The sequence below is a fragment of the Sphingomonas suaedae genome, from assembly GCF_007833215.1.
Taxonomy (GTDB): domain Bacteria; phylum Pseudomonadota; class Alphaproteobacteria; order Sphingomonadales; family Sphingomonadaceae; genus Sphingomonas; species Sphingomonas suaedae.
This window is the reverse complement of the sequence record NZ_CP042239.1, coordinates 3,809,722-3,821,781: the sequence shown is the minus strand read 5'-3', so window position 1 is coordinate 3,821,781 and position 12,060 is coordinate 3,809,722. Positions and strand designations below refer to the sequence as shown.

The following is a 12,060-nucleotide window of genomic DNA, read 5'->3' as shown; positions in this document are numbered from 1 at the left end:
CGCGGCCCTTCGCTTTGTCCGAAACGGCGTGCCTTAGAAAGCGGCGCCCAGCGTGAACAGCACGGCGCCGTCCGCGCCGATCGAGTCCTTCCAGCCGAGCGCGGTGGTTTCGTCGGTGTTGACGTAGGAAACGCCCAGCGTCAGCGCCTTCCAGCTCACTTCGGCCCCGATCGAATAGTCAAGCACTTCGCCGTCGAGACCGCCCAGGAAGCTGTCGCTCTTGGCATAGCCGAGATGCGCCTTGAGCTTCACCGGGGTCGACGGGATACCGACCGCCGCATCCGAATAGACATAGACGCCGCCCGCATCACCGAGCGAATCCTGTCCCTCCGGTGCCCAGGCGAGGCCGACCTTCAGCGATGCCGGCCCAACCGTGCCGCTGACCGCGACATAAGGCTCGATGATCGAGCTGTCGGCGGTGCCGGGATAGAGATACAGCGTCGCGCCGACGTCAAAGGTCACGCCCGAAGTGACTTCGGTCGCGAAGCCGGCGAACACGTCGATTTCCGACCCGTTGGCAAAGCCGACGCCCGAACCCCAGGTACCGACATAAAGGCCGCTCTCATGCCCGACGGTGAAGCCGCCCTGGATGGTCGCTTCTTCATTGGTCTGCGAGAAGCCGCGGAAACGATAGTCGCTGACCACCGTCGCGCTGCCGGTGATGGTGAAGGCGTCGGGCGCCTCGGTCTCGTCCTGCGCGAACGCGGGCGTTGCGGTGGCGGCGAGCAGCAGCGCGCCGAGAAGTGGCTTGGTGATACGCATGGGATCCCTTTCGTCTTGGTGCGATTTCGGTCCCCACCTGCAGCGGGAGGCTCGCCACCTTGGCTCGGGTTTCCCCGGCGTGGCTATTTCCTCCCACCGCGGTAAAGTTGCAGCAATTCGTTGCGCTGCACAATTCCATTTCGCGCCGCCTCGGCAAAAGGAACGCAGCTGTTGCGGCGGCGCAACAGAATTGTCACGTTTGTGACGGTTCAGCACTCGCCCGGTCCCCCGTCCGACCACCCATTCAGTAGATTCCGTGGGTGGTGGGGTGGGCGGGGGAGCGGGCCGGTGCCGTCACAACGCGCCGGGGCGCGTTCAAGAAGCTCAGCGCACCGCCACGACCGCGTCGACCTCCACCGCAGCGCCGCGCGGCAGCACCGCGACGCCCACCGCAGCGCGGGCATGGCGCCCGGCTTCGCCAAACAGCTTTTCCATCAGTTCCGATGCGCCGTTCGCGACCTGGGGTTGCTGGGTGAAGCCAGGGTCCGAGTTGACGAACACGCCCAGCTTCACGATCCGCTCCAGCCGGTCGAAACCGCCCAGCGCCTTTTCGATCTGTGCGGCGATCATCAGCCCGCAACGCTCGGCGGCCTCCTGTCCATAAGCGAGGTCGCGATCCTCGCCCAGCCGACCGGTCATCACGACGCCGTCCTTGAACGGCAACTGCCCCGAAATATGCATCAAGCCGCCTACGGTGACGGTCGGAACATAGGCGGCGACCGGCGCGGCGGCTTCGGGCAGAGTGAAGCCGAGATCGGCAAGGCGCGCCTGCACATCGGCGGTGGTGATGGTCATAAGTCAGTCTCCCTGAGCGGTGTGAAGGGTGTCGGCCGGTTGCCCGGCGTTAAAACGCGCGGAGATCCAGCGCTGCGCCTCGCGCCAGTCGTCGATCCGGGCATGGGCGTGCGGCGCGGCAGGCACGAAGCGCGCCATTGCGGGTTCGGATATCATGTGCAGCCGGAATACCTGGGGCGCTTCCCGTGCGACCGATTCGTGATGCTGGGCCAGATCATCGACGAACACCGCGACGCTGGCGCCATGCTCCTCCACCAGCCGGGCGACCGGCGCACCCTTGCCGCCCTGATTGCATTCGACGCGATGGACGATTCCGTGGCTGTCGAGCTGCGCGATGCGGTGCTCGCGGCAATGATCCCGAAGATTGGTTAGGATGACGATATCCGCCAGGTTGGACAGCGCCTCCAGCGCCTCGCGCGCGTGCGGCACCAGCGTCTGGCGTCCCATCTCTGCCGGGAAGAACCCGTCCAGATAGCCCCACATCGCCTCGGGCGACAGCGTGCTGCCGTTGCGCGGGCGCATCGCCCGGCTCCAGTCATGGTGGCTCATGTCGAATTCGATATCGTGCGCCTCGTCCAGCCAGGTGCCGAAATGCCGCACCATGTGCAGCAGCACCTCGTCGCAGTCGCAAATCAATAACGGCTTCATTCACCCTCCAGCCGGGCATGGGCGGCGATCAACGCCGCAGGGGTGCAGTCGATCGCATCGGCACAGGCGATCAGATCTGGCTCGTGCGCCGCCAGGAACCCCAGCACAGCGGCGAGCACGTCCGCCTCTCCGGCCCGTGCGCGCAGATCGGTGGGGGTGAGGCCGGTCAGGTCAAGCAGGCGGTTGGCGCGCGTCAGATCCGTGACGATCCACGCCAGCGCCGCCAGCGCCAGCGTCATCGCCTCGTCATTTGTCTCCGCGCCGCGCATCGCCTAGAGCTTCGCCCAATCGTTCGTTGGCCAATCGTTCGTCGAAGGGATCGCGTGGCAAAAAGGGTGCTGGTTGTCGAGGACAACGAACTCAATCTCAAACTTTTCTGCGACCTTCTGCGCGCGCACGGGTTCGAGACCGCACCGGTCCGCGACGGGCGCGAGGCGGTGGCGACGGCGCGCAGCTTCAACCCCGACCTGATCGTCATGGACATTCAGCTGCCGCATGTTTCCGGGCTGGACATCATCGGCCGGATGCGCGGCGATCCGGCGCTTCGGACGATCCCGGTGATGGCGGTGACCGCCTATGCGGGGCAAGAGGACGAGGCCCGCATCCGTGCCGCAGGCGCCAACGCCTATGTCACCAAGCCGATCTCGGTGATGCGCTTCGTGGAAGAGGTGCAGGGGCTTTTGTGACCATCCCGTCGCCCCGGCGCAGGGCGGGGCCGCCAGCTGCAAGCCGCCCAGCCTAAACACACAAAAAGCCGCAGAAGCGATCCTCCTGCGGCTCGGCATGTGGCGCGCGGTCCCGGTCTGCGCCGGGACTGCGTAAACGTCGCTGGCGCGACGTTTACTTGATCTTCGCTTCCTTGAACTCGACATGCTTGCGCACGACGGGGTCGTACTTGCGGAAGCTCATCTTCTCGGTCTGGTTGCGCGGGTTCTTCTTGGTCACATAGAAGAAGCCGGTATCAGCGGTGCTGACGAGCTTGATCTTGACGGTAGTCGGCTTGGCCATCGCCCGGGTCCTGATATTGTATAAACGAATAAAGCGGCCGCGCGCTGGCAGACCGCTGTCAGGGGTGGGCGCATGACGCTTTGTCACGACAATGTCAAGTCTGGGGTCAAGGCTGGATGGCCATTAGCGAGGTGTTAACCATCTTGTAGCACGCTGGCGCGATGGAGTGATACAGGCGGGCGGAGGCCGACATGGCGACGGGACGGAACTGGGTGCTGGCAAGCGACCTCAACCAGCGAATCGATTCGATCGGCGCCCGCGCGGCGCGTGCAGCGACCGCCGAACTTGCCGCCGATCTCGATGCGATCCGGGTCATCGCTGCGGCCAATGGCATCACCCCCGCGCTTCCGATCGTCCATGCGCTCGAATCGGCGCTGGCGGCGGGACAGCGCGGCCCTATGATCGCCGACGGCCTGTCGCTGCTGCGCGACGCGGTGGCCTGCGGCCGCAGCGATCCGCGCACCGGCGCCGCCTTTGCGGCCGCGTGCGCGATCCGACTCGCCAGCTGACCGGGTGGAAGCGGCGGTCCCAGCCTTTATCGCCGCGCTGCTGACGCAGATCGGCGACCGGTCGCCCTGGCTCACCGCCATCCTGGCCGATCGCTATGGCCGCCCCTTCACCGTTGCCTTTGCCGCACTGCTCGCCCATGGCGCGGGCAATGCCGTCGCCGCGACAGGCGGCATGTTGATCGCCCCGATCCTGACGCCCAACGCGAAGCAGTTGCTACTCGCCCTCGCGCTGATGTTCGCGGCGATGGGGGCGCTGTGGCGGCTGAAGGCACCAGATCGGCTTGAAGGCTGGCGGCTTGGCGCCTTCCTGACCCCCCTGCTCGGCATCTTCATCCTTGCGCTTGGCGATACGACGCAATTCTTCACCCTCGCCTTCGCGGTCCGCGCGCCCTCCCCCTGGTTTGCGCTGGGCGGTGCCTGTGCCGCGATCCTGATCGTCAATCTCGCCGCCGCGCTGATGGGCGAATTAAGCTGGCGGCAATTGCCGATCCGCGGCTTCCGAATCGGCTTCGGCCTGCTCACACTGATCGCTGGAGTCATCAGTGGCGCTGCCGCGTTGCGGGTGATCTAAGGGCTCGATCAAACTGATCTGACAATTGCAGCGACGCTAAGGGACCCCAAATGCTAGAGAGTCGTTTCATCACCGACTCAATCATCAGCAAGGAACCCGATCATGGCCGACACCGACGCCGCCCTGAAAACGCCGACCGACCTCAGCCGCAACGATACCAAGACGGTGGCGGATGCGCTGAACGGCATTCTTGCCGACAGCTATGCGCTGTACCTCAAGACAAAGAACTTTCACTGGCACGTCTCGGGCCCGCATTTCCGCGATTATCACCTGATGCTCGACGATCAGGCGACGCAGATCCTGGCCACGACCGACGCGATCGCTGAGCGCGTGCGCAAGACCGGCAACACCACGCTGCGCTCGATCGGCGACATCGCCCGCCGCCAGACGATCAAGGACAATGACGCCGAGTTCGTCAGCGCGGACAAGATGCTGGTCGAACTGCGCGAAGACAATCTCAAGCTCGTCGAAATCCTGCGCGAGGCAAAGGAGATCGTCGACGAGGCGAAGGACAATGCTACCAGCGGCATCCTCGACGACTGGACCGATCAGGCCGAGGAGCGTGCCTGGTTCCTGTTCGAGGCCAGCCGCAAGGGCTGAGCGACCGGGACGGGATCGCCGGGTGATTATTCTCCCTTGGCGATCTCGTCCCAATCCTCGTTGGTGCGCCGGATCAGATAGGCGTGGATCGCCTCGGTATCGCCGTGCGACAGCACATCGGCGAAGCTGACCATGCCCTTCTCGATCCGGGTGCCCTTGAGCACGATGTCGTTGAACTCCGCATGGGTCGAAGCGCTCATCCGGCGCAGGTCCTTGACCCCGCCCCGCGCCCGCTCGGCGTGGCAGCTGGCGCAGTTCTGGGCATAGAGTTGTTCGCCGCGCGCGATGATTTCCGCGCTCGCCTTGGTGTCCGCCGGGCGTTCGAGCTTTGGCGCCGCTTCCGCCATCGCGGGTAGCGTCTCGGTGCCTCCGAGCTTGAATACCAGCAGCCGCGGCGTCGCCAGCGGAAAGCCGAAGGCCTTGGCGCTCGCCGCATGGCCAAGTCCCCCGCCCCATCCGGCATTGACTGCGATATATTGGACGCCGTCGATCATATAGCTGATCGGTGCCGCGATCGGCACCTGCTGGACTGGCATGTCCCAGACCTTCTCGCCCGTGTCCGCGCGATAGGCCGCGAAGGTACCGTGCACCGTGCCCTGAAATACCAGATTGCCTGCGGTCGCCAGGATGCCGCCGCTGCCGCGCAACGGGTAGGGCACGCGCCACCGCTCCTTCTGCGCGACCGGATCCCAGGCGGTGAGCCAATATTTGTTGTTTTTCGCGGCAAAGTCCGCCGCCGCCTTGCGCGTCAGGTCATAGCCGGTGGTCGAAATGCCGAGCTGGCTCATATTGCCCGGCGTTTGCTTGAAATCGGGGTTGATCGAGAAGGCCATGTACATCTCGGTCACCGGAAAATAGGCGAGGCCGGTCTGCGGGCTGTACGCCATCGGATGCCAGTTATGGCCGCCGCCCGGGCCGGGGGTAATGATGACCGGCACCTCCCCGTACTTCGCCTCCGGGTTCATGATCGGCCGCCCGGTCGCCTTGTCGATCCCGCTCGCCCAGTTCATCGCGACATAGGGCTCGGCGGAGATCAGCTTCCCGGTCGCGCGATCGAGGACGTAGAAGAAGCCGTTCTTGGGTGCCTGCATCAGCACCTTGCGCATCTTCCCCTCGATCTTGAGGTCGGCGAGGATCATCGACTGGGTGGCGGTGTAATCCCACTGCTCGCCCGGCGTGGTCTGATAGTGCCACACATAGTCGCCGGTCTTGGCGTTGAGCGCGACGATCGAGGAAAGGAACAGATTGTCGCCGCCGCCGGGGCTGCGATATTTCTGCGGCCACGGACCACCATTGCCGACGCCGATATAGACCAGGTCGAGTTCGGCGTCATAGACAATCGAATCCCACACCGTTCCGCCGCCGCCGCGCTTCCACCATTCGCCGGTCCAGGTCTTCGCGGCCATCTCCATCGCCTTGTCCGCCTGCGGCTTCGACGGGTCGCCTGGGACGGTGTAGAAGCGCCACAGCTGCTTGCCCGTATCGGCGTCATAGGTGGTTACATAGCCGCGCGCCGCGCCCTCCGCGCCCGAATTGCCGATGATCACCTTGCCGTCGAACACGCGCGGCGCGCCGGTGATCGTATAGGGCCAGACGGGTTCGAGCGTGTCGACGCTCCACGCCTGCTTGCCGGTCTTCGCATCGATCGCGATCAGCCGCCCGTCGAGCGTCGCGATGATCACCTTGCCCTTCCACGCCGCCAGCCCGCGCGTGACGATGTCGCAACAGGCGAGCCGGCCCTTCTCGCGATCGACCTGGGGGTCGAAGCGCCACAATTGCCTGCCGGTCACCGCGTCATAGGCGGTGGTCACGTTCCACGGCTCGATATTGTAGAGGACGCCGTCGATCATCAGCGGCGAGGCCTCGACCCCGCGATCGACCGCGATATCGGCATACCAGGCAAGACCGAGCTTGGCGGCATTGTCGGCATTGATCTGGTCGAGCGGGCTGAAGCGCTGCTCGCCATAGGTGCGCCCCGGCGCCATCCACTGGCCCGGTTCGCGGTCGGCGGCGATCAGCCGCGCGTGATCAACCGTGCGCGCCGACTGGCCAAGACCCTGCCCCGCCAGCGCCAGACAGCCGAGCGCGAGAAGTAGCCGCGGGAAGGTGAACGCCATTTCCTACTCCTTTTCGCGCGCGACGCGCGGGCGCGTTCGCGCCGCTGATAGTGGGTCCGCCGCGGTCATCAATCGCCGGTGCAGCGCCATCAGGTCGCGGCGGTTCGCGACCCCCAGCTTGCCATAGGCACGGCGGCGGTACGTGATGACCGTGGTCGCCGACAACCGCTTGGCAGCAGCAATACCCTCTTGCGTTTCGCCCAGCATCAGCGCCGCGACAATCTCCGCCTCCCGCGCGCTAAGCCCATAGTCCAGTGTCGCCAGCCGCCCCGCCAGCGCGGTTTCATCACCGACCGGCCCGCATGCCTGCTCCGCGCGCAGATGCTGGCGCAGCGCGGCGATCAGCAACCCGGCATGTAGCTCCAGCTGTTCGACATCCTGGGCGGAAAAGGGAGAACTCCCGCTGGTGCGATAGCCGTTCACAGCAAAGCATGGACGACCCGGCGACAGGATCGAGACTCGCTCCGCCACCCCTGCCCGGTCGTAACAGACCGCGCGATAGGCCGGATCAGCAATGTCACAGGCGCGGCGGCGGATTACTACGGGCACGCCGGGTGGCGCCTGTACCAGCCGGGCCAACTGCCGGTCCGACCGCCAATAGCTGCGGGCATAGGCATGGGACGCACGCAGCGGAAATCCGGGTACACCGGGCAGTTCGCCATGCGCGAAGATCAGTTCGACATGTTCCCCACGGTCGCGCAGGAACACCGAACATAATTCGACCCCGGCGAGCGTTCGCAACGCATCCAGCAGAGCGTTCGGAAATGCCGGGCTTCCGATCGCGGCAACCAGATCGGCCAGCGCCCGCGCGGTCAGCCGCGCGTCGCCGGTCCCGCCCGTCGCCATCGCCGGGCGATCACGCGGGCTCGCCGCGTCGATCTGCCCGGCAGGCATCACGGCGCCAGCAATCCCTTGCGCCGGCTCCACCCGATCACCGACTCGATGCAGCGCGCGAGCAGTTCGGGCTGGCCCAGATAATAATGCGTCGCCCCCTCGAGCCGGACATATTCCTTGTCCGGCGTCGCCAGCGCCGCGAAGATCGCCGGATTGTGCGTCGACGGCACCGCCTCGTCCGCCGTATTCTCGATCAGCAGCACCGGCGTCTTGTGGATCTTCGCCGCATTGAGCGGCCCCTTGGCGTTGGACTTGTCATAGCTCCACTGGCTCAGCCACGAGCGCAACGTGGTGTAGCGCGCGAGGCCGACAGGCCCGACATTCACCGCGCGCGGATCGCCCATATAGGACCAGCCGACCCGGCGGTCCGAAGGATCGACCGCCGGATCGAACCAGCGCACGTCGCACATGGTGCGGTGGACGACGAAGGCACGCTCCTGTTCGACCCCGCCCGCTGCCTTGAGTTCGGCGAGCTTGTCCTGCGCCCATTGCGTGATCCGCCGGTTGCGCGCGACCTGCGCGGCGCGGAAGCGGGCGACGAATTCGGCGCTGTAGGGCGGCTGGTTGGGGCAATCGGGCGAGTAGATGTCCAGCTCGGGATCGCGATTGTCCGGGTCCAGCTCGTCGGTCACCGACGGGTCGAGCCATTCGGTCAGCGTTTCCGCACGCGACAGGTGCGCGGCGATGAAGATAACCCCGTCCGCCGGTTGCAGCGCCGCGCCGACCAGATCGACCGGATCCCCGGCGGGGGTGTGCGTGATCGTCGGCGTCTCCGCCTGCGCCTGGTAGAAGAGCGAGAGCGATCCGCCGCCCGACCAGCCGAGCAGCACGACCTTGTCATAGCCAAGCTCTTCGCGGGCATAAGCAATCCACTTGCCCAGATCGATCGCGACCTTTTCCTGGATCAGCGCCGCGTCGTTGCGCGGATAACGGCTGGCGGCGCACAGCACGTCGAGCCCGGCATCGGCGAGCGCGACCGGCATCGGCAACAGATGCAGCACCGAGGTGGGATGCATGAAGATATAGACGGTGCGCGCGGTCGACTCCGGACGGCGCATCAACTGACCCTCCAGGTTCACATGCCCCGAATTGCCCGCAAACCCGTAGGTTTCGGTGAACTTCGGATTGTCCGCGAACGACAGGATCAACGGGGTGCGCGTCCATTGCGCGCTGCTCTGGCTCGATGTCATCTCGTGTCTCTGGTCGTCATGCGTCTGCGGTCGCGAGCGGCACCCGCGTCGGATCATATTCGAACAGCCACGAATAGCGCTCGACCACCTGGTCGGCCGCCCATTGCTCGTCGACATAACGTTGCGCGCCCTCCGGGTCGGCGAGCGTCGGGTTATGGAAGCGTTCGGCATTGGCGTTCGCGCCCTCGACTGCGCGGGTCGTGCGCGGAATCCGCATCCGCTGATACCGGTCGAGCGCCGCGTCAATCGTGTCGAACTCCTCGAACGCGCGGGCGAGGATGCACGCATCCTCCAGCGCCATCACCGCGCCCTGCGCCAGGAACGGCAAGGACGGGTGACACGCATCGCCGAGCAGCGCGACGCGCCCGTTCACCCAGGTCTGCATGGGCGGCCGCGCGATCAGCGCCCATTTGAACGGCTGCGGGATCGCCGCGATGTACGCGTGCACATCTTCGTGCCAGCCGGGATAATCGTCATGATATTCCTGGTTGGTGCCCGCCGAAGTCCAAGATTCGGTCTTCCAGTCCTGCCGCTCGATCACGCTGGTGAAGTTGATCAGCTCGCCCCGCCGGATCGGATAATGAATCACATGCCCGCCCGGGCCGATCCAGTTGGTGCCGATCGGCCGCGTCAGCCGCTCTGGCAGCAGCTCGGCCGGGATCACCCCGCGCCAGGCGACGATGCCGGTGAACTTCGCCGGCCCCGCACCGAAGAGGATCTCGCGCATCTTCGAATGCACGCCGTCCGCGCCGATCACCACGTCGAACGTGGCATCGGGCTTGTCGTGGAACGACAGCGTCACCTGCCCGCCGCGCTGCTCGACACCGGTGAAGCGATGGTCCAGCCGGATCGTGCCCGGCGATGCCGCCTCGACCGCCTTGACCAGCACCTGGTGCAAATCGTTGCGATGCACGGTGATGTAGGGAACGCCGTAGCGCGCCTGCGATTCGACGCCCAGATCGAACAGCTTCCAGGTATCGCCCGTATTCCACAGGCGGATTTCCTTGCCCTCCGGCTCGAAGCAGATGTCGCGGATCTCGCGTTCAAGGCCGAGGTCGAACAGGACGCGACAGCCATTGGGGCTGATCTGCAATCCGGCCCCCACTTCCTGAAGCTCCGCCGCCTGCTCGAACACGGTGACGTCATGCCCCTTGCGCAGCAGCGCCAGCGCCGCCGTCAGACCGCCGATGCCCCCACCGACGATCCCGATCCCCGGATTATTCCTCAACGCATGTTCCCCTTGTTCGGCGCGGCTCGACGATGACGAACGACGTTCATCAAATTCGAGTTGGGCGCGCGATAGTGCCTGTTCATCTGACCCGTCTGTTCCTCTGAAATCCGTCGGCGCCGCTCAGATCGCGATCGCCACCGCCTTTGTCTCGGTATAGGCGTCGATCCCCTCGCGCCCGTTCTCGCGGCCCCAGCCCGATTGCTTGAACCCGCCGAACGGCAGCGCCGGATCGAGCCCGCCGCCATTCACCCGCACCGTCCCGGCCTTCAGCTTGCGCGCGAGGCGGTGGGCGGCGGACAGGTTGTTGGTCCACACCACCGCGCCCAGCCCGTAATCGGTCGCGTTGGCGTCCACCGCGATCCGGTCGAGATCCTCGTCGGCGAACGACATGGCGCACAGCACCGGACCGAAAATCTCCTCGCGCCGCACCGACATGTCCTCGGTGGTCCCGGTCAACACCGACGGCGCGACGAAATAGCCCTCGCTCTCGACCTCTCGCCCGCCAGCCCGCAACGCTGCGCCTGCATCCACGCCCTGGCGCACATAGCCGCGCACCCGGTCGCGCTGTGCGGCGGAGATCACCGGTCCCATCTGCGTATCGGCCTCGAAGCCTGAGCCGAGCTTGATCGATTCGGCGATCCGCGCGACACCCTCGACCACCTCGTCGTGTAGCCGCTCATGCACGAACAGCCGCGATCCCGCGTTGCAGACCTGCCCCGCATTGGTGAAGATCGCCCGCGCCGCCCCCTCGATCGCCTTGGCCGGATCGGCATCGGGCAGTACGATCACCGGCGTCTTGCCGCCCAGTTCCAGCGTCACCCGCTTGAAATTGCCTGCCGCCGCGCGAAGGATCAGCCGCCCGACCTCGGTCGATCCGGTGAAGGTCACCTTGTCAACACCGGGATGCGCGGTCAGCGCGGCCCCCGCAGTCTCGCCGTCACCGGTCAACAGGTTGAACGCCCCGTCGGGAAAGCCGATCTCGGCGATCAGATGCGCCAGCCGCAAGGCGGTCAGCGACGTCTCTTCGGCGGGCTTCAGGATGACGGCACATCCGGCCGCCAAGGCGGGCGCGATCTTCGCTGCGGCCATCGCCAGTGGCGCGTTCCACGGCACGATCTGCGCCACGACGCCGACCGGCTCCTTCAGCGTATAGGCGTGCCAGTCGCCCATTCCGGACAGCGCGATCGTGTCGCCATTGAGCTTGGTCGCCCAGCCGGCATTGTAACGCAGCGTCTCGATCGCGTGCGGGAGATGGAAGAAGCGCGCGTCGCGCATCGGCATCCCGTTGTCGAGCGTCTCGAGCGCCGCAAACTCGTCGATATTGGCTTCCAGCGCGTCTGCCAGCCGATTGAGAAGCCGCGCGCGGACAGCTGGCTTCATCCCGCTCCATTCCGGACTCTCCATCGCGGCGCGCGCGGCGCGGACGGCGGCATCGGCATCCGCCGCCCCCGCCTCGGCGATCTCGCCCAGTCTTTTGGTGGTGGCAGGATCGAAGGTCTCGAACCGGCGCCCTTCGGCCGACTCGATCCAGCGCCCGCCGATGAACAGCTGGTGCCGCTGCGCCGCGAATGCTCTCGCCTTGTCCAGCGGCGTCGAAACCGCCGTTTCCATGATCGCCGCGCCCGTCATCCCGTTCCTCTCTCAACTGCCGTCATCGTCCGTGCGACCGACGCGGCGACGTGTATCATAACCAACGGCATTATATCTTGTCGAATGCTATTTGAAATGCCAGAAC

Annotated in this window: 14 protein-coding genes; 4 read left to right on the top strand and 10 right to left on the bottom strand. The window is 65.9% G+C overall.

The window, feature by feature from the left end; translation table 11 throughout:
- Positions 1–33: 33 nt before the first annotated feature.
- The 4 genes from FPZ54_RS18100 to FPZ54_RS18085 all read right to left on the bottom strand — a co-directional run bounded on the left by FPZ54_RS18100 (position 34) and on the right by FPZ54_RS18085 (position 2,474).
- On the bottom strand, positions 34–762 hold the full coding sequence (locus FPZ54_RS18100; protein ID WP_145849205.1) for a TorF family putative porin: 729 nt from the start codon (positions 760–762) through the stop codon (positions 34–36).
- A gap of 324 nt (positions 763–1,086) precedes the next feature.
- On the bottom strand, positions 1,087–1,557 hold the full coding sequence (locus FPZ54_RS18095; protein WP_145849204.1) for a RidA family protein: 471 nt from the start codon (positions 1,555–1,557) through the stop codon (positions 1,087–1,089).
- Positions 1,558–1,560: 3 nt separating this feature from the next.
- Positions 1,561–2,205, bottom strand: coding sequence for an HAD family hydrolase (locus tag FPZ54_RS18090; RefSeq protein ID WP_145849203.1), 645 nt, complete (start codon positions 2,203–2,205; stop codon positions 1,561–1,563).
- Positions 2,202–2,474 (bottom strand): DUF3572 family protein, encoded by a 273-nt coding sequence (locus FPZ54_RS18085; protein ID WP_145849202.1) that lies wholly within the window; start codon positions 2,472–2,474, stop codon positions 2,202–2,204. Before FPZ54_RS18085 ends, FPZ54_RS18090 begins: the two co-directional genes overlap by 4 nt.
- 54 nt (positions 2,475–2,528) lie before the next feature.
- On the opposite strand from FPZ54_RS18085, the gene FPZ54_RS18080 reads away from it, so the two are divergent.
- The gene (locus tag FPZ54_RS18080) at positions 2,529–2,891 is read left to right on the top strand and encodes a response regulator (protein ID WP_145849201.1); all 363 of its coding nucleotides are present in this window, start codon (positions 2,529–2,531) and stop codon (positions 2,889–2,891) included.
- Positions 2,892–3,045: 154 nt separating this feature from the next.
- Here FPZ54_RS18080 and rpmG read toward each other — a convergent pair whose 3' ends face one another.
- A complete protein-coding gene (rpmG, locus tag FPZ54_RS18075; RefSeq protein WP_066483558.1) occupies positions 3,046–3,213 on the bottom strand; it encodes a 50S ribosomal protein L33 in 168 nt (55 codons plus the stop codon).
- Between the two features lie 191 nt (positions 3,214–3,404).
- Here rpmG and FPZ54_RS18070 point away from each other — a divergent pair, with 191 nt between their 5' ends.
- The 3 genes from FPZ54_RS18070 (at position 3,405) to FPZ54_RS18060 (ending at position 4,893) form a co-directional block, all read left to right on the top strand.
- Positions 3,405–3,722, top strand: coding sequence for a hypothetical protein (locus tag FPZ54_RS18070; RefSeq protein ID WP_145849200.1), 318 nt, complete (start codon positions 3,405–3,407; stop codon positions 3,720–3,722).
- 4 nt (positions 3,723–3,726) lie between these two features.
- Positions 3,727–4,293 (top strand): TMEM165/GDT1 family protein, encoded by a 567-nt coding sequence (locus FPZ54_RS18065; RefSeq protein ID WP_145849199.1) that lies wholly within the window; start codon positions 3,727–3,729, stop codon positions 4,291–4,293.
- A gap of 102 nt (positions 4,294–4,395) precedes the next feature.
- Positions 4,396–4,893, top strand: a complete 498-nt coding sequence (locus FPZ54_RS18060; RefSeq protein WP_145849198.1) for a Dps family protein — start codon at positions 4,396–4,398, stop codon at positions 4,891–4,893.
- 26 nt (positions 4,894–4,919) lie between these two features.
- Here the strand turns inward: FPZ54_RS18060 and FPZ54_RS18055 are convergent, their stop codons facing one another.
- From FPZ54_RS18055 to FPZ54_RS18035, 5 genes are all read right to left on the bottom strand, one after another.
- On the bottom strand, positions 4,920–7,010 hold the full coding sequence (locus FPZ54_RS18055) for a PQQ-dependent dehydrogenase, methanol/ethanol family (protein ID WP_145849197.1): 2,091 nt from the start codon (positions 7,008–7,010) through the stop codon (positions 4,920–4,922).
- A 3-nt stretch (positions 7,011–7,013) separates the two neighbouring features.
- Positions 7,014–7,904: a helix-turn-helix transcriptional regulator gene (locus tag FPZ54_RS18050; protein WP_186456836.1), complete on the bottom strand. Its 891-nt coding sequence runs from the start codon at positions 7,902–7,904 to the stop codon at positions 7,014–7,016.
- Complete coding sequence (locus FPZ54_RS18045) at positions 7,904–9,094, bottom strand: alpha/beta hydrolase family protein (RefSeq protein ID WP_145849195.1); 1,191 nt, start codon at positions 9,092–9,094, stop codon at positions 7,904–7,906. Before FPZ54_RS18045 ends, FPZ54_RS18050 begins: the two co-directional genes overlap by 1 nt.
- 16 nt (positions 9,095–9,110) lie before the next feature.
- Positions 9,111–10,322, bottom strand: coding sequence for an FAD-dependent monooxygenase (locus FPZ54_RS18040; protein WP_145849194.1), 1,212 nt, complete (start codon positions 10,320–10,322; stop codon positions 9,111–9,113).
- Between the two features lie 123 nt (positions 10,323–10,445).
- A complete protein-coding gene (locus tag FPZ54_RS18035) occupies positions 10,446–11,954 on the bottom strand; it encodes an aldehyde dehydrogenase family protein (protein WP_277872297.1) in 1,509 nt (502 codons plus the stop codon).
- Positions 11,955–12,060 lie beyond the last annotated feature (106 nt).

Coding starts and splice junctions, on each gene's coding strand:
- FPZ54_RS18085 (WP_145849202.1), bottom strand. CDS start 2,474: ATGCGCGGCGCGGAGACAAATGACGAGGCGATGACGCTGGCGCTGGCG.
- FPZ54_RS18070 (WP_145849200.1), top strand. CDS start 3,405: ATGGCGACGGGACGGAACTGGGTGCTGGCAAGCGACCTCAACCAGCGA.
- rpmG (WP_066483558.1), bottom strand. CDS start 3,213: ATGGCCAAGCCGACTACCGTCAAGATCAAGCTCGTCAGCACCGCTGAT.
- FPZ54_RS18035 (WP_277872297.1), bottom strand. CDS start 11,954: ATGACGGGCGCGGCGATCATGGAAACGGCGGTTTCGACGCCGCTGGAC.
- FPZ54_RS18100 (WP_145849205.1), bottom strand. CDS start 762: ATGCGTATCACCAAGCCACTTCTCGGCGCGCTGCTGCTCGCCGCCACC.
- FPZ54_RS18060 (WP_145849198.1), top strand. CDS start 4,396: ATGGCCGACACCGACGCCGCCCTGAAAACGCCGACCGACCTCAGCCGC.
- FPZ54_RS18045 (WP_145849195.1), bottom strand. CDS start 9,094: ATGACATCGAGCCAGAGCAGCGCGCAATGGACGCGCACCCCGTTGATC.
- FPZ54_RS18095 (WP_145849204.1), bottom strand. CDS start 1,557: ATGACCATCACCACCGCCGATGTGCAGGCGCGCCTTGCCGATCTCGGC.
- FPZ54_RS18055 (WP_145849197.1), bottom strand. CDS start 7,010: ATGGCGTTCACCTTCCCGCGGCTACTTCTCGCGCTCGGCTGTCTGGCG.
- FPZ54_RS18050 (WP_186456836.1), bottom strand. CDS start 7,904: ATGCCTGCCGGGCAGATCGACGCGGCGAGCCCGCGTGATCGCCCGGCG.
- FPZ54_RS18090 (WP_145849203.1), bottom strand. CDS start 2,205: ATGAAGCCGTTATTGATTTGCGACTGCGACGAGGTGCTGCTGCACATG.